The organism is Actinomadura montaniterrae, from assembly GCF_008923365.1.
Classification (GTDB): Bacteria; Actinomycetota; Actinomycetes; order Streptosporangiales; family Streptosporangiaceae; genus Spirillospora; species Spirillospora montaniterrae.
The window spans coordinates 19,134-40,549 of the sequence record NZ_WBMR01000075.1; the positions used below are offsets into that span (position 1 = coordinate 19,134).

The 21,416-nt window shown below is 73.3% G+C and carries 20 protein-coding genes and 1 riboswitch; of the genes, 12 read left to right on the forward strand and 8 right to left on the reverse strand.

Features of this window, described 5'->3' with window-relative positions:
• Positions 1–32: 32 nt before the first annotated feature.
• Positions 33–578, forward strand: coding sequence for a hypothetical protein (locus F9B16_RS24170; RefSeq protein ID WP_151542404.1), 546 nt, complete (start codon positions 33–35; stop codon positions 576–578).
• Between the two features lie 5 nt (positions 579–583).
• On the forward strand, positions 584–1,159 hold the full coding sequence (locus tag F9B16_RS24175) for an OmpA family protein (RefSeq protein ID WP_151542405.1): 576 nt from the start codon (positions 584–586) through the stop codon (positions 1,157–1,159).
• A 9-nt stretch (positions 1,160–1,168) separates the two neighbouring features.
• Here F9B16_RS24175 and F9B16_RS24180 read toward each other — a convergent pair whose 3' ends face one another.
• On the reverse strand, positions 1,169–2,023 hold the full coding sequence (locus F9B16_RS24180) for a serine/threonine-protein kinase (RefSeq protein WP_151542406.1): 855 nt from the start codon (positions 2,021–2,023) through the stop codon (positions 1,169–1,171).
• A 181-nt stretch (positions 2,024–2,204) separates the two neighbouring features.
• Between F9B16_RS24180 and F9B16_RS24185 the strand changes: the two genes are divergently transcribed.
• Entirely contained in the window at positions 2,205–3,680 is a 1,476-nt protein-coding gene (locus F9B16_RS24185; protein ID WP_151542407.1) for an LCP family protein, read from the forward strand.
• 30 nt (positions 3,681–3,710) lie between these two features.
• Here the strand turns inward: F9B16_RS24185 and F9B16_RS24190 are convergent, their stop codons facing one another.
• Positions 3,711–4,331: a prepilin peptidase gene (locus F9B16_RS24190; RefSeq protein WP_151542408.1), complete on the reverse strand. Its 621-nt coding sequence runs from the start codon at positions 4,329–4,331 to the stop codon at positions 3,711–3,713.
• A gap of 212 nt (positions 4,332–4,543) precedes the next feature.
• Between F9B16_RS24190 and F9B16_RS51125 the strand changes: the two genes are divergently transcribed.
• From F9B16_RS51125 to F9B16_RS24225, 6 genes are all read left to right on the forward strand, one after another.
• Entirely contained in the window at positions 4,544–5,029 is a 486-nt protein-coding gene (locus F9B16_RS51125; RefSeq protein ID WP_192808969.1) for a DUF4282 domain-containing protein, read from the forward strand.
• An 11-nt stretch (positions 5,030–5,040) separates the two neighbouring features.
• Positions 5,041–7,431 (forward strand): serine/threonine-protein kinase, encoded by a 2,391-nt coding sequence (locus F9B16_RS24205; RefSeq protein ID WP_151542411.1) that lies wholly within the window; start codon positions 5,041–5,043, stop codon positions 7,429–7,431.
• Positions 7,428–8,558, forward strand: a complete 1,131-nt coding sequence (locus F9B16_RS24210; RefSeq protein ID WP_151542412.1) for a response regulator receiver protein — start codon at positions 7,428–7,430, stop codon at positions 8,556–8,558. Before F9B16_RS24205 ends, F9B16_RS24210 begins: the two co-directional genes overlap by 4 nt.
• Positions 8,559–8,655: 97 nt before the next feature.
• A complete protein-coding gene (locus F9B16_RS24215; protein WP_151542413.1) occupies positions 8,656–10,569 on the forward strand; it encodes an AAA family ATPase in 1,914 nt (637 codons plus the stop codon).
• The gene (locus F9B16_RS24220) at positions 10,566–11,336 is read left to right on the forward strand and encodes a 4Fe-4S single cluster domain-containing protein (RefSeq protein ID WP_225991903.1); all 771 of its coding nucleotides are present in this window, start codon (positions 10,566–10,568) and stop codon (positions 11,334–11,336) included. The genes F9B16_RS24215 and F9B16_RS24220 overlap by 4 nt, the downstream gene beginning before the upstream one ends.
• Positions 11,324–12,520 carry an FHA domain-containing protein gene (locus F9B16_RS24225; RefSeq protein ID WP_151542414.1) on the forward strand — a complete coding sequence of 399 codons (1,197 nt, stop codon included), beginning with the start codon at positions 11,324–11,326 and terminating at the stop codon, positions 12,518–12,520. The genes F9B16_RS24220 and F9B16_RS24225 overlap by 13 nt, the downstream gene beginning before the upstream one ends.
• Positions 12,521–12,587: 67 nt before the next feature.
• Here the strand turns inward: F9B16_RS24225 and typA are convergent, their stop codons facing one another.
• On the reverse strand, positions 12,588–14,441 hold the full coding sequence (gene typA / locus F9B16_RS24230) for a translational GTPase TypA (protein WP_151542415.1): 1,854 nt from the start codon (positions 14,439–14,441) through the stop codon (positions 12,588–12,590).
• Positions 14,442–14,655: 214 nt separating this feature from the next.
• Positions 14,656–14,800: riboswitch (cyclic di-AMP (ydaO/yuaA leader) on the forward strand.
• 7 nt (positions 14,801–14,807) lie between these two features.
• Here typA and F9B16_RS24235 point away from each other — a divergent pair.
• A complete protein-coding gene (locus F9B16_RS24235) occupies positions 14,808–15,836 on the forward strand; it encodes a C40 family peptidase (RefSeq protein WP_151542416.1) in 1,029 nt (342 codons plus the stop codon).
• Between the two features lie 39 nt (positions 15,837–15,875).
• Here the strand turns inward: F9B16_RS24235 and F9B16_RS24240 are convergent, their stop codons facing one another.
• Genes F9B16_RS24240 through F9B16_RS24250 form a run of 3 tightly spaced genes read right to left on the reverse strand, consistent with a single transcriptional unit; the run spans position 15,876 to position 18,390 of the window.
• Positions 15,876–16,244 carry a (deoxy)nucleoside triphosphate pyrophosphohydrolase gene (locus tag F9B16_RS24240; RefSeq protein WP_264159775.1) on the reverse strand — a complete coding sequence of 123 codons (369 nt, stop codon included), beginning with the start codon at positions 16,242–16,244 and terminating at the stop codon, positions 15,876–15,878.
• A 42-nt stretch (positions 16,245–16,286) separates the two neighbouring features.
• Positions 16,287–17,063, reverse strand: a complete 777-nt coding sequence (locus F9B16_RS24245) for a Mut7-C ubiquitin/RNAse domain-containing protein (RefSeq protein WP_225991904.1) — start codon at positions 17,061–17,063, stop codon at positions 16,287–16,289.
• Positions 17,064–17,103: 40 nt separating this feature from the next.
• Positions 17,104–18,390: an amidohydrolase family protein gene (locus tag F9B16_RS24250; protein WP_151542418.1), complete on the reverse strand. Its 1,287-nt coding sequence runs from the start codon at positions 18,388–18,390 to the stop codon at positions 17,104–17,106.
• 60 nt (positions 18,391–18,450) lie between these two features.
• On the opposite strand from F9B16_RS24250, the gene F9B16_RS24255 reads away from it, so the two are divergent.
• Positions 18,451–18,975, forward strand: a complete 525-nt coding sequence (locus F9B16_RS24255; RefSeq protein ID WP_151542419.1) for a MarR family winged helix-turn-helix transcriptional regulator — start codon at positions 18,451–18,453, stop codon at positions 18,973–18,975.
• 106 nt (positions 18,976–19,081) lie between these two features.
• Positions 19,082–19,513, forward strand: coding sequence for a ribonuclease domain-containing protein (locus tag F9B16_RS24260; RefSeq protein WP_151542420.1), 432 nt, complete (start codon positions 19,082–19,084; stop codon positions 19,511–19,513).
• A 51-nt stretch (positions 19,514–19,564) separates the two neighbouring features.
• Here the strand turns inward: F9B16_RS24260 and F9B16_RS24265 are convergent, their stop codons facing one another.
• Both F9B16_RS24265 and F9B16_RS24270 read right to left on the reverse strand, forming a co-directional pair.
• Positions 19,565–20,629 carry a C40 family peptidase gene (locus F9B16_RS24265; RefSeq protein ID WP_151542421.1) on the reverse strand — a complete coding sequence of 355 codons (1,065 nt, stop codon included), beginning with the start codon at positions 20,627–20,629 and terminating at the stop codon, positions 19,565–19,567.
• Positions 20,626–21,264: a hypothetical protein gene (locus tag F9B16_RS24270; RefSeq protein WP_151542422.1), complete on the reverse strand. Its 639-nt coding sequence runs from the start codon at positions 21,262–21,264 to the stop codon at positions 20,626–20,628. Before F9B16_RS24270 ends, F9B16_RS24265 begins: the two co-directional genes overlap by 4 nt.
• Positions 21,265–21,416: the final 152 nt, after the last annotated feature.

Here is a 21,416-nt window from a genome sequence, read left to right on the forward strand (position 1 = left end):
TTGCATATGCGACGAAACGGAAAGGGCCGTCCATGCGCCTGTCACACCGCCCGGCCGCGACGGCGGCGGCCGCCCTCCTCCTCGCCGGCGGGCTGGCCGGCTGCTCCCTCTCCGACGGCGACTCCGGCCACGGCGCGACACAAGGATCGGTCGGCAAGGCGAGCGTCGACCGCTTCGACAAGCCCGTCGCCAAGGCGACCTTCACCACTCCGATGGCGCCCGGCGCCAAGGTCGACATCGCGGTCATGGGCCTGCGGGTCAAGGGCAAGCTCGCCACCCTCAGCCTCCAGTGGACGCCGCACGTGCCCGGCAACACCAACACCCCGACGCCCTACCGCCTCAACGGCGAGCGCGGCCTCGACGCCTCGCTGATCGACCCGGTGAACCTCAAGCGCTACGTCGTCGTGACCGACTCCGGCAGCCGCCGCCTCGAAAGCGACGACGTCCTGACCAACCTGCCGAACGAGCAGACCACCCTGACCAGCCACACGTTCGCCGCGCCGCCCGCGAACGTGAAGAGCATCGACCTCCAGCTCGGCTCATGGCCGACGTTCCGCGACGTCCCCGTCGAGAGGTGAGCCGCGTGCGCCGGACCATCGCCCTCGCCGCCGCCGTACTGCCGGCCGCCTCCCTCCTTCTCACGGCCTCCGGGCAGGCCGGAGCCGACACCGACCCCGTCGTCCCCGACGCGAACCTCGCCGCGTCCATCCGGACCCTCGACGCGGCCGGCGCGGTCCGCGGCATCGACCTCACCCGGGCCGTCGTCCCGCTCGAGACCGAGGACGTCAACGGCTCGCAGGTCACCGTGCACATCTCCGCGGACGTCCTGTTCGACTTCGGCAAGGCCGCGCTCACCGACGCCGCGCGCCGCCGCATCGCCGACCTCGTGCCGCGCCTCCGCGACGCGCGCGGCACCGTGCGGGTCTCCGGCCACTCCGACTCGGTCGGCTCCCCGTCCTACAACCTCGACCTCTCGCAGCGGCGCGCCGAGGCGGTCAAGGCCGAGCTGGCCCGCGCCCTCGGCGGCACCGCTCTGCAGATCGAGGCCAAGGGCTACGGCGAGACGCGTCCGATCGCCCCCAACAGCGTCGGCGGCAAGGACGACCCGTCCGGGCGCGCCAAGAACCGCCGCGTCGACATCAGCTTCGAAAAGACCTGAGGCCCCGCGTCAGGCGTGCGGCGGGGGCGGGCCCAGGTGGTCGAAGATCTGGAGGGGCTCCCCGTCGAGGGTCTGCACGGGGAACCGCAGGTCCAGGTCGCAGGACGACAGCGCACGGCGCGCGGCGCCGGCGTCCACGAACCGGCGCTCGGGATCCGGGTCGCACAGGTGGGACAGCACCGTCCACAGCATCGGCGGCACGCCGCCGGGCCGCGCGCCGATCCGCTGGCGCGGCTCCGGGTCGCCCGCGCCGGTGAGCATCCGCCAGCCCACCATCCCCGCCGCGTACAGGTCCTGCCGCGGCCCCGGACGGTTCCAGTCGAGCACCTCCGGCGCCAGGTAGCCCGGCGTGCCGACCGTGAAACCGGTCGTCGTGAGGCGCACGCCGTCGTCGCCGAGCGCGATCCCGAAATCGGCGAGCCGCACGTGCGGAGCCCCGACCGGGCTCGGCTCCAGCAGCAGGTTCGCCGGCTTCACGTCCCGGTGGACGATCCCGGCGCGGTGGATGTGGCCCAGCGCGGCCAGCACCTGGTCCAGCACCTCCGCCGCGTACGCCGGCGGCAGCCGCCCGTAGTCGCCGAGCAGCGTCTCCAGCGACCCGCCGCTGACCAGGTCCATCGCCAGCAGCACGTCCTCGCCCGCCGCGCACGACGCGTACGGGGTCACCACGTGCGGATGCGCCGGCCGCAGCGCCCGCTCCCGGACCGCCCGCAGCACCGACGTCGGGCCCCTCCGCCGGACGAGCTTCGCCGCGCAGTACCGCCGTTCCGCCCCGTCGTAGGCGCGCCACACCCGGCTCGTCCCGCCCGCCCCGATCCGGTCGAGCATGGTGAACCGGCCACCGATCACCCACGCCTCGTCCACGGACGAGATCGTACGGAAAACACCGCGGCAAGGGATCCGGGCCACAATCCACCCGAAGATGACAACAGATCGGGCGTATCGCGCATCAAACAACAAGATGTACGTGACTCCCACCCCCTGCCTACACTGACGGACCTCCCAGACCACGCGCCCCGGACAGGGCCCGCCCGAAACTGGACGAATGAGCGACAAAGACCCCGGCCGCGAAGACCTCGCGGGGGACGCCGCCGCCGACAGCACCACCGACACTCCCGCCCCCGCCGACGACGGCGCGCCACCCTCGCGCGCCGCGGCGGCGCGGGGCCGCCGCCGCCGGATCCTGCGCTGGACCGCGATCGGCACGGCGTCCGTCGTCCTGCTCGGCGGCGCCGGAGCGGCCTGGCTCTACCACGACCTCGTCGGCGGCATCGACAAGAAGCACGTCGACGGCAAGCTCGGCGCGAACCGGCCGAAGAAGCTCAACAAGTCGCTCAACATCCTGCTGCTCGGGTCCGACACCCGCGCCGGCGACAACGCCAAGTACGCCGCCGACGGCGTGACCGGCGCCCGCTCCGACACCGCGATCCTGCTGCACCTGTCGCCCAACCGCGACCAGGCCGTCGGCGTCAGCTTCCCCCGCGACTCGATGGTGAAGATCCCCGCGTGCGAGAAGGACGGCGGCGGCACCGTCCCCGCCCAGTTCGGCATGCTGAACTCGGCGTTCGCCCTGGCCGGGCCCACCTGCACCTGGAAGACGCTGGAGAGCCTCACCGGCATCCACATCGACCACTTCGTGCAGATCGACTTCTCCGGCTTCAAGCGGATGGTGGACGCGCTCGGCGGCGTCCAGATCTGCGTCGCCAAGCCCGTCGACGACCCCCGCGCCGAACTGCACCTCAAGGCCGGCAAGCAGACCGTCAAGGGCACCCAGGCCCTCGGCTACGTGCGGGCCCGCTACTCCCTCGGCAACGGCTCCGACCTCGAGCGCATCCAGCGGCAGCAGAAGTTCATGGCCGCCGTCGTCGACAAGGCCACCAGCGGCTCGGTGCTCACCGACCCGGCGAAGACCTACAAGTTCCTCAAGGCCGCGACCAAGTCGCTGACGACCGACGACGGCCTCGACCTCGCGACCATGAAGAAGCTCGCGGACGGCCTCAAGGGAATGGACGCCGGCAAGGTCCGGTTCGTCACGGTCCCGGTCGAGGGCTACGCCCCCGACCCCAACCGCGTCCAGTGGAACCAGGCCGAGGCCAAGCCGCTCTTCGACGCGATCCGGCACGACAACGACCTGCCCGCCGAACCGGCCAAGCCCGCTCCCGCCGAGCAGGCCCCGCCCGACCCCGGCAAGGTCACCGTCACCGTCGTCGCGGCGGGCGCCCCGAAGGCCATGGTCCAGCGGGTCGTCGCCCAGCTCGGCAAGCGCGGCTTCAAGGTCGCGAAGAAGACGGAGAAGGCCGCGTCCGCCGCCGAGAGCCGGCTCGTCTACAACCCGTCCGCCGAGGCCCAGGCGTCCGCGCTGGCCCGCGACGTGCCCGACGCGCTCCTCACCGCCGACGGCTCCGCCCCCGCCGGCGGCGTCCGCCTCGTCCTCGGCAAGAACGGCGTGCACTTCGCCCCGCAGACGCTCAACAAGATCACCGGCGGCGTCAAGGCGGGCCAGAAGGACCCCTGCACGTGACCCCCGGGCCCTACCCGGTGACCCCGGGCCCTACCCGGCGGCCACGAGCACCCCGACGAGCGTCCCGACCAGCATCGACGGCCCGAACGGGAACTCCCCCTTGCGGGACCGCCGGACGATCAGCACGCCGACCGCGATGACGCCGCCGAGCAGGTAGGTCGCCAGCAGGCCCGTCACCCACGCCCGCGCCCCGAACCAGCCGAGGCACAGCCCGAGCACGCCCGACAGCTTCACGTCCCCCAGCCCGATCCCCGACGGCACCGCGAACGCCTGGACGGCGTAGAGCGCGAACATCGCCGCCATCCCGATGAGGGCGTGCTCGAAATGCCGCCACCCGCCGCCGGTGAACGGCGCCGCCGCGGCCAGCAGCGCCGCCACGGCGCCGTAGGAGGGCAGCGTGAAGCGGTCGGGCAGCCGCTTGACCTCGACGTCGACGAACGCCAGCAGGGTGCCGGCCGCGACGAGGTAGAGCAGCGCGCCGAGAACGGGATGCGCCCCGACCCGCCACCCGATCACCCCCGAGACGGCCGCGGCGACGACCCCCATGGCCGTCCGCCGCGTCCACGGCATCACCCCGGTGAACGGGGTCGCCAGCGGGGCCAGAAGGAGCCCGACCACGAACCCGGCCGGAACCAGCACCAACGCGACCATCGCACCTCGCCCATTCCGGCCCTCAGAGGGAGCTTCCGGCACGATAACCCGCCCGCGGACCACCCGACCGCGACACCGCGGACAACGCCCTGAACGGAAACGCCGCGGGAAGCGCGCACGAGGCCGGTGAGCCGCGCGTCCCGTTCCGGCCGCACGCCCGGCTCAGGCTCTAGAGTCTTCCTATAGGCGGCCCCAGACTGGAGACGACGGCGATGACGCACCCATCGGACCCCGGCCAATCACCGCGCCCACCGGGCCCCCCGCCGGGCCCGCCGGGTGGACCGTACGGCCCGCCGCCACAGCAGCAGCCCGGCCCGATCCCCGGCCCCCGCCCGTCCAGCCCGTTCGGCACCGGCCCCTACGAACAGCCCCAGAGCTGGCAGCCCCCACCCCGCGACCCGCAGTCCAAGGGCCTGCTCAGTGCATTGTTCGACACCAATTTCGACCATATGGTCACCACCCAGATGATCAAGATCATCTATCGGCTGGCACTGGTCCTGATAACGCTGCTGGCCTTGCTGGTCGCCTGGTATGGCGTGGCGTTCCTGGAATGGAACACGACGCTGGGGCTGCTCACGCTCATCGCGACCCCGCTGCTGTGGATCTCCCAATTGCTGGCCACCCGGATGGTCCTGGAGTTCCTGATCAACCAGTTCAAGATCAGTGAGTACCTGCGGGTCATCAAGGACAAGGACTAGACGGGGCTGCGGTGGGCGAGTTCGACGCGACCGGGTCCGGCGAGGCCGGATCCGCCGGGAGCGGGCCGCGGGACACGCGGCGGGACGCCGGGGCGACGCGGCGGGACGAGCGGGTGCCCGCGCCGCGCACGCCGCCCGCGTCCGGGCCGGGGACGACGCGGCGGGACGGGGAGGCGGCCGGCGATCCGCTGATGCGCCTGCCCGCGGCGCTGGCGGAGCGGTACGAGGCGGTCGCGGAGCTGCCGGTGCAGGGCGCCGAGTCGGACCTGCTGCTGGTGCGGGACGGGAGCGGCGACCGGTTCGTAGCGAAGGTGTTCCGCCGCGGGTACCACGCCGACCGCGACGTGTGGGCGAAACTGCCCGGGCTGGATTCGCCGCACGTGCTGCGGATTCTGGAGACGGGCCACGCGGACGGCCGTGACTACGAGGTCACCGCGTACGCGCCGGACGGCAACCTGCGCAACCTCATCGACGGCCCCCTCCCCGACGGGACCGTGACGGAGATCGCGGCGCAGTTGGCGGACGGTTTGGCGGCGCTGCACCGGGCGGGCATCGTGCACCGGGACCTGAAGCCGGAGAACGTGCTGGTCCTGGAGGCGGAGCCGCTGCGGCTGGCGATCGCCGACTTCGGGTTGAGCAAGGTGCTCGACGAGAGCGTGGTGTTCGCGTCGTCGTCGCGGACGCTGGCGTACGCGGCGCCGGAGTCGCTGTCGGGGCAGGTGTCGCCGGCCCGGGACTGGTGGTCGCTCGGGATGATCGTGCGGGAGTGCGCGACGGGCCGTGCGCCGTTCCGGGGCTTGAGCGAGACCGTGGTGGTCGACCATCTGGCGACGCGTCCGGTGAGCGCGGACGACGTGCCGGACGCGCGGCTGCGGCTGCTCTGCCAGGGCCTGCTGACGCGGGATCCGCGGCGCAGGTGGACCGGCGTGGAGGTCGCCGAGTGGCTGGACGGCGGGTCCCCGCAGGTCATGGAGGAGACCGCGCAGCCGGGCGTCGGACTGCCGTTCCACGGCGCGCGCTATGCGAGGCGTGACGAGCTGGCGCGCGCGCTGGTGGAGAACTGGGAGCATGCCGCGCAGTACTTCTTCGGGCGCGGCGAGTCCGGTGAGGCGTGGCGGAGCCTTCGGGACTGGCTCGCGGACGTGCCGGACGACAGCCGCATCGCGCTGGTCGACGGCCCGCTCACCGCGGCGCTGCCGCCGGACGTGAAGCTGCTGCACCTCGTGCTGTGGCTGGATCCGGAACTCCCGCCGCACTACCTCGGCCGCAGGACGTCCGCCGGGGACCTGCCGGCGCTCGCCGCCCTCGCGGACGATCCCCGCCATCCCGACCATCGCGTTGCGTGCCAGATCGGCCGGGACCTGTGGGAGCACGGCCTGCTGCGCGTCCTGGCGGGTTTCGCGGGCGCCGGGGACCTGGCCGGGATCGACGGCCAGTGGCGCGCCAACGTCGCGGCGTGGAACGACCTCGCGCGCTGGCTGCGCGGGCAGGACGCGACGCCCGCCGGGCTGGCGGCGCGGCTGCCGGACGCGGAGGCCGGGAACCCGCCGGCGGTCCTGCTTGCGCTGCTCGCGCTGGCGGCCCGTCCGGCGGAGACGCACCGGTCGCTGGCGGAAAGCGCGGCGCGGGCCCGGGAGGCCGTCCCGGAGCCGGTGCCGTGGTTCACGTGGATGGCGGACGGGGCGGGCGACGATCCGCTGCGGCTTCTCGCGGTCGCGCGCGCGCTGCCGGAGGCCGTAGTGGAGGCGGAGGCGAGGGCGCGCGACCGGCACGCCGCGGCGCGGCGCTCGGAGGCGCTGCAGGCGCAGTGGGCGGACCGGGAGCGGCAGCGCCTCGCCGGTCGCGGCGCGGCGGTGACGCGGGCGGTCGTGTGGTCGCTGCCGATCCTCGCGATCTGGCTGGCGGGCAGCTGGGTCGTCGGCAGCCTGTTCGGCGCGGGGAAGCACGACGACGGGACGACGTCGGTGGGGCTGCACGCGTCGTCGGGCGGCGGTGTGCCGTTCGCGGCGCTCGCCGTCCTCGCGGTCATCGCGTGGGGCGTGCAGTGCGGCGCCGAGGTGATGCTGGCGCGCGCGCAGGGCGGCGACTATCTCCCCTACGGGCCGTGGTCGCTGATATCGAAGGTGCTGGGCGCGGGCGGCCGCGGGCTGTCCAAGGCGTCGCGGACGATGTCGGGGGCCGCGCGCCGCAACGACCGGCGGGGGTGCGGGTTCCTGCTCCTCGCCGGTACGGTGCCGCTGCTGCTCCTGCTTCTGCTGGCGGCGGCGCTGACGTCCATCGCGAGCGTGCTGTGGGTGCTGGTGATGGTCGCCGGGGCCGTGGCGCACGGCGTGGCGGCCGGTGTCCGGATGCACCGCTGGCAGCAGGCCCGCACGAGCCACCCCGGAGGGACCCCCACATGAGCAGCGGCGTCGAGGCCGACATCGTGCTGGACGCGGCGGTCGTGCTGACCCTGGGCATGAACCGGGTGCTCGGGCGCGGCGGCGACGCGGCGGGACGCGGCGCGCAGGCGCTGGCGGCGCTCGCCGCGGGGCGGGCGGAGGCTCGGGAGGCGGCGCTCGCCGAGGTCCGCACGCACGAGCGGGCGCTGCGCGAGGTGGTGGAGCGCAACGCGCGCATCGCGGCGCTCGCCGAGACCCGCGCCAAGCTCGGCGCGGACGTGGCGCTGCCGCCGCCGCTGCGGCCCGCCGACGAGCCCGCGCAGGAGCTGACCGCATGGTGCGCGGCGACGGACCCGCTCCTGGACGAGGCGGAGCGCCGCCTGTCGGAGCACCTCGCCGCGCAGGTCACCGCACAGGTCTTCACCGCGCCCGCCGAAGGCCTCCGCGCCGACACCGGCCGCACCACGCCCCCGCCCCGCCGCGGCGGCGACGACACCCAGCGGACCCTCGAACGGATCATGGCGCGGCTGCTGCCCGACGCCGGCGAGGACGAGCGCCGCGCGGTCGCCGAGGCGGCCCGGCTGCTCGCCGCCGTCGGCACCGCCGAGGAGGCCGAGGGCGTCCTGCACGAGGTCCGGCTCCGGATCCGGGAGGCCAACCGGCGCACCGAGGACGCCCGGGAGCGGGCGCGGCGCCGCGCGGCCGAGCGGGAGGCCGCCGAGCAGGCCGAGGCGGAGCGCCGGTACGTGCTCGACTCGATCACCGCCGCGTTCGAGGACATGGGCTACGAGGTCCAGCCGGGTTTCGAGACGCTGACGGCCGGGGACGGCTCGGTGGTGCTGACCAAGGGCGCCTGGCCCGACCACAGCGTCCGGATGCGGGTCGACGGCGCCGCGCGCGTCGAGGCGGCGATGGTCCGGGAGCGGCCCGCCGAGAGCGAGGACGACCGGCGCGTCGACGTCGAGCGGGAGCGCGAGTGGTGCGCGGCGTTCGAGGCCGCGCGGGCGCGGCTGGCGGACGGCGGGATCCGGTCCGAGGTGTCCTGGCGGCTCGACCCGGGGGTGCGGGAGCTGCCGGTCAGCGCCGCGCCACGGCAGACTGGGGCGCGTTCGGGCCAACGCGAACGGCGCCGGGAGCGTCCCACTTGACGTGCCGTCTCCCGCCGGCGGCGCGTGATCGGAGAATGGGGGCCGCGGGGCGCGGGAGGCCGGCGCCCCACGGGACATGCGGAGTGGAGCGAGCCAGATGAGCATTGATTCGCCGACCCTGGGCGGCCGGCTGCAAGGCTGGCCGCCGTTCATCCGCGAACTCGACGCGACGCTGTCGGTGCACTCCCAGTACGTGCTGTCGGGCAACCTGTACGACAGCTTCCTGGCGCCGCCGGCAGAGGGCGGCGGGCCCGCGCGGCTGCTGCCGCTGCGGTCGCTGCTGTGGGAGACGCTGCGCGCCAGCGGCGCGTCGTTCATGGTCGTGTACGACCCGGTGGACGGCCTGGAGATCGTCCCGCCGCCGGGCGACGAGGCCGGCGACGAGGCGGAGCGCGCCGCCGAGCGGGTGCTCGGCAAGATCAAGGACGAGCGGCCGTCGCTGGAGGCGCTGACCCGGCACCTGGCTGCGGTGGCGCGGCCGCAGGAGAACGTGCGGGCCGCGTTCGTCATCGACTCGGCGTCGCGGATCGCCCGCACCCCGACCGAGATGGAGCCGGCCGAGCGGGACTTCTTCCGGTTCTGCGCGAAGCTGTCGCGGACGGCGCGGCCCGTCCGGGGGAACGGGGCGCGGCCGAAGCCGCTGTACAACCCGGTGGTGTGGCTGGTGGAGCGGCCGGGCGACCTGCCGTCCTGGCTGACCGCCGACAACGACACGATCCGCGAGATCACGATCCCGCGCCCGCACCTCGGCGACCGGCAGGAGACGGCGCGGCTGCTGGCCCGCGCGTTCGGGGTCAGCGACGTCGGCGCGGACGAGGCGGCCGCGGCGGCGTGCGACTCGTTCGCCGAGCAGGCCGACGGGCTCACCCTCCAGTCGATGATCGAGGTGACCCGGCTGGCGAAGGAGCGCAACGTCGACCTGGCGGACCTGCCGGACGCGGTCCGCACCTACAAGCTCGGCGTCCTCGACAACCCGTGGAGCCGCGGGCACCTGCGGCGCCGCGTCCTCGAAGGCGAGAAGCGCGTCCCGGAGCGGGTGATCGGGCAGCCGCAGGCCGTCACCAAGACGCTCGACATCCTCAAGCGCGCCGTGCTGGGCCTGTCGGGCGCGCAGGCGACCCGGTCCGGCAGCCGGCCGCGCGGCGTGCTGTTCTTCGCCGGGCCGACCGGCACCGGCAAGACCGAGCTGGCCAAGGCGATCACCGAGCTGGTGTTCGGCGACGAGGGCGCCTACCTGCGCTTCGACATGAGCGAGTTCTCCGCCGAGGGCTCCGGCGACCGGCTGATCGGCGCGCCGCCCGGGTACGTGGGGCACGAGGCGGGCGGCGAGCTGACCAACGCCGTCCGCGAGGACCCGTTCCGGGTGATCCTGTTCGACGAGATCGAGAAGGCGCACCCGCGGATCCTGGACAAGTTCCTGCAGATCCTGGAGGACGGCCGGCTCACCGACGGGCGCGGCAACACCGTGCACTTCTCCGAGTCGATCCTGATCTTCACCTCGAACCTCGGGATGTTCGTGCCGGGTCGCGAGCCGGGCATGCTGGAGGCCGTCCCGGCGCTCGCCGGCGACCGGGTGCGCAACATCACACCCGGGATGTCCTACTTCGAGGTCGAGCAGCGGATCAAGGACGCGGTCGCCGCGCACTTCACCGAGGTGCTGAACCGGCCGGAGCTGCTCAACCGGTTCGGCGACAACATCGTGGTGTTCGACTTCATCTCCGGCGACGCCGCGCACAAGATCTTCGACCTGCAGTTCGCGAACATCTGCAAGCGGGTCGCCGACGAGCACCGGCTCATGCTGACGGTCCAGGACGACGCGCTGCGGACGCTCCGCGAGTGGTGCACCGACGAGCTGGACAAGGGCGGGCGCGGCATCGGCATGGCGCTGGAGTCGCACTTCGTCAATCCGCTGGCGCGCGCGCTGTTCCACCGTGAGCTCGGCGCCGACGAGCAGATCACCGTGTCCGGGATCCGGCGCGAGGGCGGCATCGTCCACCTGGACATCCAGTGACCGCCGAACCCCCCGGCGAGGCTCAGGACGAGGCCCAGGACGAGGTTCCGGGCGGGGCGCCCGCGCTGCTGCTCGCCAAGGCGCACTATCCGGTGACCACACTCGGCCCCGGCACGCGCGCGGGCATCTGGACGCAGGGGTGCACGCTGCACTGCCACGGCTGCCTGTCGCGCGACACCTGGGAGGCGGACCCGGCCAAGGCCGTGCCGGTCGAGGCCGTCCTCGGCTGGCTGGAGTCCCTCCCCAGCCCGCTGGACGGGATCACGATCTCGGGCGGCGAGCCGTTCCAGCAGCCCGCGGCGCTCGCCGCCCTGCTGCGCGGGATCCGCGCATGGCGCAACGCCCGGCGTGAGACGATGCCATTGGACATATTGGTGTACAGCGGATATGTCTACTCACGGCTTTCGCGGGTCCGGGGGTCGCGCGAGATCCTCGGCCTGTGCGATGCCGTGATGGCGGGGCCGTACGTCGACCGGCTCAACCCGAGGGGGCGACACCCGGAAGGTGGCTCTCTACTCTGGAGGGGGTCGGCGAACCAGCGCGCCGTCCCGCTCACCCCGCTGGGGGAGGAGCGGTACGGGGCATCGGCCGGCATCGGTAAGACTAGGGAACACGCAGGGCCCCGAGTGCAGGTGTCCGTGGACGAAGGGCCGGAGGGAAGGCGGGTGTACTACATCGGGATCCCGCGAAGGGGTGACATGGAGCACCTCACGTCGAGGCTCGAACGCGCCGGCGTGCGCTCGGGGGATGTGTCATGGCGACCTTGAACTGTCCTGTCTGTGACGAGCCGTACCAGCAGGGCGATCTGCTCTGCCTGAGCTGCGGGGCCAACCTGGCGCGCCCGGGGGGCGGCCACCGGGCCGGTCCGGGCGGGTACGACCAGGGCCCGCCGCAGCACGGCGCTCCCCAGCACGGCGGTCCGCCCCAGCACGGTGCTCCGCAGCACGGCGCCCCCCAGCACGGCGCTCCCCAGCACGGGGGCTTCCCGCCGCAGCAAGGCCAGCCGTACCAGCAGCCTCCCCAGCACGACTACCAGCAGCCCCCGCAGCACGGCGCTCCCCAGCACGGTGCACCCCAGCACGGCCAGCCGCAGCAGGACCAGTGGGGGCCGCCGCCGCAGCAGCAGCCGGACCAGTGGGGGCCGCCGCCGCAGCAGCCGCAGCAGCCCGACCAGTGGGGCCCGCCGCCGCAGCACCAGCCGCAGCACGGCGCCCCCCAGCAGGGCCAGCAGCAGGCCGACCCGTGGTCCATGCCGCCGCCGCAACAGCAACAGCAGCCGCCGCAGCCGGACCAGTGGGGACCGCCGCCGCAGCACCAGGCGCCGGCGCCCGACCAGTACCGCCAGCCCGAGCCGCAGTACCAGCAGCCCGAGCAGCAGTACCAGCAGCCGCCGGACCAGTACATGCCGCAGCCGGGGCCGGCGGACCACCAGTACGGCCCGCCGCAGCAGCCGCCGATGCCGCCCCCGCACGGGCGCGAGGCGACCCTGCTGCCGCCCGACCAGCAGCACGGCGCCCCCCAGCACGGGCACCCGCAGCAGCCGGACAGCACGGCGTTCATGTGCCCGTACTGCGAGGCCGTGCTGACCAACCCGGGCGCCGCGCAGTGCAACTCGTGCGGGCGGCAGCTGCCGCAGAAGGGCACGCCCGTCCTGCGGGTCCAGTTCCCGACCGGCGAGCTGAAGGTGTCCGTCGGCCAGCACCTGGTGCTCGGCCGGGACGCCGGCCAGTCGCCGGTGGCCGCCACGTTCACGCAGTACGACAACGTGTCGCGGCGGCACTCGACGGTCTGGCTCGACCCGTCCGGGACGGCCTGGGTCCGCGACGAGGGCTCCACCAACGGGACGTTCGTCAACGGCGAGCGGCTCCCCCGCGGCGTGGAGGCCCCGCTGCGCGACGGCGACCAGCTCCGCCTGGCCGCCGACGTCACCGGCACCGTCCAGCTGAACTAGCACCACACGCAGAAAAGGAAGCGGCCCCGCGGGTCTCAGAACCCCGGGGCCCCTTCCGTGTGATCCGTCAGCCGGCGCGCTTGGTGCGGGCGCGCTGGCGCTCGCGCTCCTTGGCGTCCAGGACGACCTTGCGGATGCGGACGTTCGCCGGGGTCACCTCGACGCACTCGTCCTCGCGGCAGAACTCGAGGGCCTCCTCCAGCGACAGGATCCGCGGCGGGGTGAGGCGCTCCAGCTCGTCACCGGTGGAGGAGCGCATGTTCGTGAGCTTCTTCTCCTTGGTGATGTTGACGTCCATGTCGTCGGAGCGCGAGTTCTCCCCGACGATCATGCCCTCGTACACCTCGGTGGTCGGCCCCACGAAGAACGTCCCGCGCTCCTGCAGGTTCGTGATCGCGTACGCGGTCGCGGCGCCGGACCGGTCGGCGACCAGCGAGCCGGACGGCCGGGTGCGCAGCTCACCGAACCAGGGCTCGTAGCCCTCGAAGACGTGGTGCGCCATGCCGGTGCCGCGGGTCTCGGTCATGAACTCGGTGCGGAACCCGATCAGGCCGCGCGCCGGGACCAGGAACTCCATCCGGATCCAGCCGGTGCCGTGGTTCGTCATGTGCTCCATGCGGCCCTTGCGGACCGCCATCAGCTGCGTGACGGCGCCGAGGTGCTCCTCGGGGATGTCGACGGTGAGCCGCTCGACCGGCTCGTGCTTCTTCCCGTCGATCTCCTTGGCGACCACCTGCGGCTTGCCGACGGTCAGCTCGTAGCCCTCCCGGCGCATGTTCTCGACCAGGATCGCGAGGGCCAGCTCGCCGCGGCCCTGCACCTCCCAGGCGTCCGGGCGCTCGGTCGGCAGCACCCTGATCGACACGTTGCCGACCAGCTCCCGGTCGAGCCGGTCCTTCACCATCCGGGCGGTGACCTTGGTGCCCTTCTCCCGGCCCGCCATCGGGCCGGTGTTGGTGCCGATCGTCATGGAGATCGCGGGCTCGTCCACCGTGATCAGCGGCAGCGGCCGCGGGTCGTCCGGGTCGGCGATGGTGTCACCGATCATGATCTCCGGGATGCCGGCGATCGCGATGATGTCGCCCGGGCCCGCCTCGTCGGCGGGCTTGCGGGTCAGCGCCTCGGTCATCAGCAGCTCGGTGATCTTCACCTTCTCGATGCTGCCGTCGTGCCGGCACCACGCGACCTGCTGGCCCTTCTTGATCGTCCCCGCGTGCACCCGGCACAGCGCGATCCGGCCCAGGTAGCTGGAGGCGTCCAGGTTCGTCACGTGCGCCTGCAGCGGCGCGTCCGGGTCGAACGACGGCGCCGGGATCGTCTCGGTGATGACCTTGAACAGCGGCTCCAGGTCCTCGCTGTCGGGCATGGCGCCATCGGCGGGCTTGTCCAGCGACGCGCGGCCCGCGCGGCCCGAGGCGTACACGATCGGGAAGTCGATCTGGTCCTCGGCGGCGTCGAGGTCCATGAACAGCTCGTACGTCTCGTCGACGACCTCGTCGATGCGGGCGTCGGGCCGGTCGGTCTTGTTCACGACCAGGATCACCGGCAGCTTCGCCTCGAGCGCCTTGCGCAGCACGAAGCGGGTCTGCGGCAGCGGCCCCTCGCTGGCGTCCACCAGCAGGACGACGCCGTCCACCATGGACAGGCCGCGCTCGACCTCGCCGCCGAAGTCGGCGTGGCCGGGCGTGTCGATGATGTTGATCGTCAGGCCGTTGTGCCGGACGGCCGTGTTCTTCGCGAGAATGGTGATGCCCTTCTCGCGCTCCAGGTCGTTGGAGTCCATGACGCGGTCGTCGACGTCCTGGTTCTCGCGGAAGGCACCGGACTGCCAGAGCATGGCGTCGACCAGCGTCGTCTTGCCGTGGTCGACATGGGCGACGATCGCGACGTTCCGGAGGTCGTCGCGCGTGGAGATGGGCATGCGGGCTCGCCTTGCGTGAGAGTTCGGGAGTCGCCGCAGACGCGCGGCTGCCACCATTCTACTTGGCGCTCGGCACCGCCCGCTCAGAGCCGCCCGTTCCCCGCCGCACGGCCCCCTCGTCCCAGGCCCCCCACGGGCCCCGATTGGCCATCTTTGCCCATCCTTTGTAATCTTCCCGAGATCCGGTCGTCCGGAGCCCCACCCCCCCGGGGCTGCGATCGGACCGCCGAATCCCCCGCGGCACCCACCCGCGGGCGAACCGGGGACCCATCCCCCCTGGGGTGAATCGACGCACGTCGTAGGGCGACTCCTGGCCCGAACCCGTCAGCTAACCCGGTAGGCGAGCGAGGAGAGGAGAACACCGGCTTGGCACCGGACCCCCGTTCCCGGCGGCGCGTCGCGCCCGCCGCGACCACCGCCGCAGTGCTGATCATCGGCCTCGGCACCACCGCGCCCGTCGCCGCGCACGCCGCGACCCCCTTCGGCCCCGCCGCCGCCCCGCAGGCGTCCGGCACGCCCAGCCCCCTCCCCACCACGGAGAAGGGGCTGAAGCAGAGCCTGAAGGAGCTGAACGACGAGGCCGAGACGCTCACCGAGCAGTTCAACAAGACCCGCGTCGACCTCGGCCGCGCGGTCAAGGCCGAGAAGGCCGCCACCGCGTACGCGCAGAAGCTGCTCCAGCAGACCGAGCCCGCCCGCCAGCGGCTCGCCCAGCTCGCCGCCGCCAACTACATGAGCGGCGGGCCCGACGCGATCTTCAGCTCCGGCGGCAGCGCCGACAGCCTCTCCGACTCGGCCTACCTCCAGCAGAACCAGGCCACCACCGTCCTCGCGTTGCAGAAGCAGGTCGACCAGGCCGAGGCCGCGCAGCGCGCCGCGCAGGAGCGCACCGAGCAGGTCAAGCAGGCCCAGGCCAAGGTGGTGGCCGCGCGCAAGGCCGCCAAGGCCAAGGTGGGCGAGGTCATGAAGCGCCTCGACAAGCTCACCACCACCCACACCACCGACCCCAAGTCGGGCCTCACCGCCACGATCAAGGGCTCGGACCTGCCCGCGAAGATGGCCCGCAAGGCCCTCACCAAGCTCGGCAGCCCCTACGTGTGGGGCGCCGCCGGCCCGAGCTCCTTCGACTGCTCCGGCCTCGTCGTCTGGGCGTACGCGCAGGTCGGCAAGCCCGGCCTGCCGCACTACACCGGCGACCTCTACCAGCTCGGCACCAAGGTGGACCGCTCCTCGCTGCGCGCCGGCGACCTGGTCTACTTCGGCAGCAACCTGCACCACATGGGCATCTACGTCGGCGACGGCAAGTTCCTCCAGGCCCCCCAGACGGGCGACGTGGTGAAGATCTCCAAGCTCTCCACCCGCTCCGACTACGCGGGCGCGAACCGGATCTCCTAGCCCCCGGCGGCGCGGGCTCCCCGCGCCGGGGGGCCGTCGTCAGCGGAGGTCGGCTTCGAGCTCGGCGATGACGGGACGGTCGCCGGGGAGCCACGCCACGTCGTACAGGTCGTCGCGGGCGAGCCAGCGCAGGGCCAGGTGTTCCAGGGCCCGCGGCTCGCCCTCGACGATCTCGGCGGTCCAGACGCGCAGCAGCGCGCGCTCGCTCAGCCGCCAGTCGCCGCCGACGCGGCGGACCGGGCGGATCTTGATCGCGAGCTCCTCGTGGCACTCGCGGACCACGGCGTCCTCGTCGGACTCGCCCGGGTCCACCTTGCCGCCCGGCAGCTCCCAGCCGCCGGCCATGTGCGGCGGCTCGGCCCGCTGCGCGGCGAGCAGCCGCCCGTCCCGGATGATCGCGGCGCCCACGACGACGAGCTCGGCGATGGTGACCAGCCCCTTCCAGAGTCCCTATCCGTCTGAGACGGCCGCCCGGGGCCGGGCGGTTCCGGCGCGGGCCGTCTCGACCTGACGGGTCGCTTCCTCGACGATCCTCTCAAGGTGGTCGCCGTGGGCGCCGCGCCAGTAGACCTGGCCGCAGCCGGCGCACCGGCCGTAGACGTCGTAGCTGCGGCGGGTGCCGGCCTCCAGGTCGCGCTCGATCTCCTCCTTGTCGACGGGGACGAGGACGCCGTTGCAGGCAGTGCAGCGCGTCCAGGGGCTGAGGACGGGCGCGAAGCGGTCCAGGAGGTCGCGGAGCTGGTCGTCGGGCCGGGACCCGCGGACGTAGGCGCCGAACCAGAGCGCGCGGCGGCGCAGCAGCCCGCGGTCCTGGGTGAGCAGGACGCGGCGCTCGGCGTTCGCCTGGACGACCAGGGACGGGTCGTCCATGTCGTTGTGGTAGGCGGTGTCGAGGCCGAGCAGCCGCATCCGGCGCGCGAGCGTGCCCAGGTGGACGTCGAGGAGGAAGCGGGGCGCGTCCTGGCCCGGGTCCAGCGGGACAGGCTGGGGGCGCGAGACGGGCTCCACCTCCACCTCGTCGCCGGCCGCGGGGCGGGCGGACGGCTCCGCGGTCTCGCCGCGGACGGCGAGCCGGCCGATCTCGGGGAGCGGGACTCCGAGCGACTCCACGATGTGCCCGAGCGTGGACGTCCCGTCCCATGCCACCCGGCTCACCGGTTCGCGGCGGGTGGCGGGCAGGAACATCAGCAGGTCGTCGGCGATGCGGACGCGTATCTCGGACTCCACGCCGCCAGCATGCCACGCGCCTGCGACGATCCCCGTCCGATTATTCGCCGGTGATGCGGGCCGCCGCGCCCCGCAGCGTGTCCAGCAGGGACGGGACGTCGTGGCCCTGCAGCACTCCCCCGCGCTTCAGCACCCGGCCGCCGACGAGGACCGTGTCGACGTGCCTCGTCTCGGCGGACAGCACGACGGCCGCGATCGGGTCGTGCGCCGCCGCCATGCCGAGGGTGTCGGTGCGCAGGACGACCAGGTCGGCCTGCTTGCCGGGGGTGAGGGACCCGGTGACGCCGGCGAGCCCGGCCGTCTCGGCGCCGCCGAGGGTCGCGGCGCGGAGGGCCTCGGCGGTGGTGAACCAGGTGCCGGCGCCGCCCGGACGGGCGCGTTCGAGGAAGTACGCCGCGCGCATGACGCCGAACATGTCGCCGGGTCCGCTGGCGACGGTGTCGCAGCCGAGGCCGGTCGGGACGCCCGCGGCGTGCGAGCGGCCGGTGGCCGGGTCGCCGATGCCGAGCGCCGCCTCCACGCCGGGGGTCGCGGAGACGGTGCCGCCGTTGGCGGCGATCTTCTTGAAGTCGTCGCCGGTGTAGAAGTTGGCGTGCACGTACATGGCGGGGTGGCCGATCAGGCCGTTGTCCTCGAGGAACGCCAGTCCGCGCGCCGCGCTCTCGGCGCCGTGGCCGCCCATGTGGACGGTGACCGGCAGATCGAGGTCGCGGGCCAGCCGCCATTCGGCGAGCGCGCGTTCCTCGCCGGCGATCTCGGGGCCGAGCGCCGCCATCCACATCGAGACGTTCCCGGGCGGCGCGTCGAAGTACTCGCGGCGGACGCGGGTCGTTTCGGCGGCGAGCGCGGCGAGGTCGTCGCCACCGCCGTAGCAGTAGCCGAACACGGCGCGGATGCCGGACGCGCGGAGCGCGGCGATGTCGGCGTCGGTGTGGTCGGGGCTGAACATGATGTGCGACCAGTCGACGACGGTCGTGATGCCGGAGTCCAGGCATTCGAGGGCGCCGGCGAGGGTGCCGCTGTACACGTCGTCGGGCCGGTAGCGGGGCGCCAGCTCGCCGAGGACGCGCTGCAGGTAGGCGGGCAGCGTGCTGTCGGGGAGGGTCGCGCGGATCGCGGTCTGCCAGGTGTGCCGGTGCGTGTCGACGAAGCCGGGCATCACGATGCGGCCCGCCGCGTCCAGGATCTCGGCGCCCGCGGGCGGGACGAGGCCGGGGCCGACGGCGGCGATCCGGCCGTCCTCGACGAGGACGTCCGCGCGTCCGAGAACTCTGGGCGCGGGGGCCGTGTCGATGACCGTGCCGTTGCGGAGGAGAAGCGATGTCATGCGACAAAGCTTAGAAAGAAGCTTTTCGAAAAGCAATATGGCGACCGGTATCCTCGGCTTGTGCGCGATGACGACGGCGGCCGCCGTGACGAGGTGGACGAGCTGGCCGCGGCCTGGCGGCGGGACGGCCTCGGCGAGGACGTCATCGCGATGCTGGAGGTCAGCAAGCGCGCGTCGCGGATCGGGGCGCTCGTCCAGCAGGCGCTGCGCGGGGAGCTGGCCGACCTCGGCCTCACCTACGCCGAGTTCGAGGTGCTGACGGTCCTGAACCGGGCCGGGAAGCCGTACCGGCTGAGGCCGAGCGAGCTGACCCGGTCGGCGTTCCTCACCTCCGGCGGCACGAGCAACGTGCTGCAGCGACTGCAGAAGGCCGGCTACGTCGAGCGAGAGGCCAACACCGGCGACGCCCGCAGCAGGTTCGTCCAGCTCACGCCGGAAGGCCTACGGGTCACGGCGCTGGCCTTGGACGCCTCGGCGCGCGCACACAGAGAGGCGATGGCCGGGGTACCGGCGGAGGCGGTCCGCGACGCCGCCGACGCGCTGCGCGACATCCTGCTCGTGATCGGCAAGCGGCGGTTCCGGTGACCAATCGCCCGATCCGTGCCGAATCACCGGTGACGCCCTCGGCAACTTCCCCTGAATTGACGGGATCGACCGTGACGCGGCGAACCGTCCGGGCGACACTCGCCCCATGACGACCCCCCGCCACCGGCTCCGCCGCGCGCTCCTGCCGGCCGTCCTGCTCGTCGCAGGGCTCACCGGCCCCGCGGCGCACGCGGCCACCGCCACCGCACCCGCTCCCGCCTCGTCCACCGCCACCGCCACCGTCGCCGTCGCCGACATCTGCGAGTCGACGCTCCCGTCGCAGGCCGACGACACGATCGCCCTGATCGACAAGGGCGGCCCGTTCCCGTACCCGCAGGACGGCACCGTCTTCCAGAACCGCGAAGGCCTGCTGCCGCAGGAACCGCAGGGCTACTACCACGAGTACACGGTGAAGACGCCGGGCAGCTCGACGCGCGGCGCCCGCCGCGTCATCACGTCCGACGACCTCGGCCACGACGGCATGTACTGGACGCCCGACCACTACAGCACGTTCTACGACATCGACTTCGGCTGCTGATCCCGCCGATCCGGCACCGGACGCCCCGGCCGCCCGCCGGGGCGTCCCCGGTCAGCCGCCCGGCTGCTGCTGCGCGGCCAGCTCCGCGACCTTGCCCTTGAGCTTCGGGCTGGCCAGCGGGCGCGTCACGCCGATCCAGTCGGGCCGCTTGTAGGTCTTCACGCCGATCGCGGGCACGCATGACGAGCAGCTCGCCACGATCATCTTGCCCTTGCCGATGACCATCCCGACATGGCCGGGATTGTCCGCCGACGTGCCCGGCCCGGAGTTGAAGAACACCAGGTCGCCGGGCTGCTCCTTGCCCTTGGCGATCTTCAGTCCGAACGGCCACTGCTCGAACGTGGTGCGCGGGATGCCGAGCCCCGCCGCCCGGTACGCCGCCTGCACCAGGCTGGAGCAGTCCCACGCGTCCGGGCCGGTCGCGCCGAACACGTACGGCTTCCCGCGCTGCGCCAGCGCGAACGCGATGATCTTCTGGACGAGCGCGCTCGCGTTCGCCGGCAGGTCGTTGTCCTGGCAGTCGACGCCGTTGGACTGCACGACCTCGAAGTCGCCGCCGCCGTACCGCTTCGCCCACGCCAGGACCATGTTCACGTAGTCCCACGAGTGGTTGTACTGGAAGATCGCCGTCTTCATCCGCTGCGGGGCGCCGTTGTGCTTGAGGTACGCGGCGGCGGTCGGGATCGCGTCGGCCGGGTCGTAGCGGTCCTTGCGGCCGTCCTTGTTCCCGTCCACCGCGAACGACTTGAACGTCGCGGCGAGGAACTGCATCGGCCCGCCCGCGCCCGCGTAGTTCTCGCCGCTGTGCACCCCCTGCGCGTTCGACGTGCCGTGCCCCGTCTCGACCTCGCCGATGCCCGCGAGGACGTTCCACGGGATGCCGTAGTCCTTGCCGGCCTTCTTGTACAGGTCGAGGTAGTTCGCCGGGATCGACTTCGCGTCGCCCGCCTCCGCGGGCTGCGCGCCCGCCCCGGAGGTGTCGACGCAGCCGCCGTTCACGCTGCCGCCGAACATGAACTGGCTCGCGCCGAACAGGATCGGAACGAAGATCAGCGCGACGAACAGCGCCGCGGCGGCGGCGAGCGCGCACGCCGCCAGCACCCGTTTCGGGGTCATCCGGTGTCCCCCGCCTGCCCCGCGTCGGCGGGCGCGAACGCGTACACCTTCAGCGAGCCGCCGTCGCGCGACACGGTCACCGCGTACTGCTTGCTGTCGCTGCTCGCCGTCCCGTTCCTGGTGAGCTGCTGCTTGCCGGTCACCAGGAAGATGATCGAGTTGTTCTCGATGGTGCGGACCTGGTCGAGCGACGCGCCGCCCTGCGCGACGACCTGCTCCTTGCGGCGCTCGTCCTGGATCCCCGGCGCCGCCGCGCCCGCCTCCAGCTGTCCGCGCAGGTCATCGGTGACCAGGCCGGACAGCCGGCCGATGTAGGCGGCCGGGTCCTCGTCGTAGCGGTACGTCCCGTACGCCGCGACGAACCGCTGCGCCAGGTCCGCGGCGGACGCGAAGTCCTGCTGCGAGAACGGCAGCAGCCGGTAGATGTCGAAGTTCTTCGGGTCGACGGTGCTGTGGATCCCCGGCGGCGGCGACGCCGGGGCGCTCGGACCCGCCGTCACCGTCGCGCTCGGCCGCGCGTCCGCCTTGTCGTGGTCGTGCTCCGGCGCCGCCAGCGTCAGGTAGACGCCGACGGCGGCGAGCACCACCACGAGCCCCGCGAACAGGAGCTTGCGCTGGCGGTCGTTCAGGTTCATCACTCGTCCCGGTCGGACTCGCCGGAGCGGGGCTCGACAGGACGGAGCCAGAACGGGATCGGCGGGCCCTCCTCGGAGCCGCGCCGGCCCCACAGCGGCGGCGGCGCCTGCCGCCCGCCCGGACCGCCGTTCGACGGCGCGGCACCGCCGCC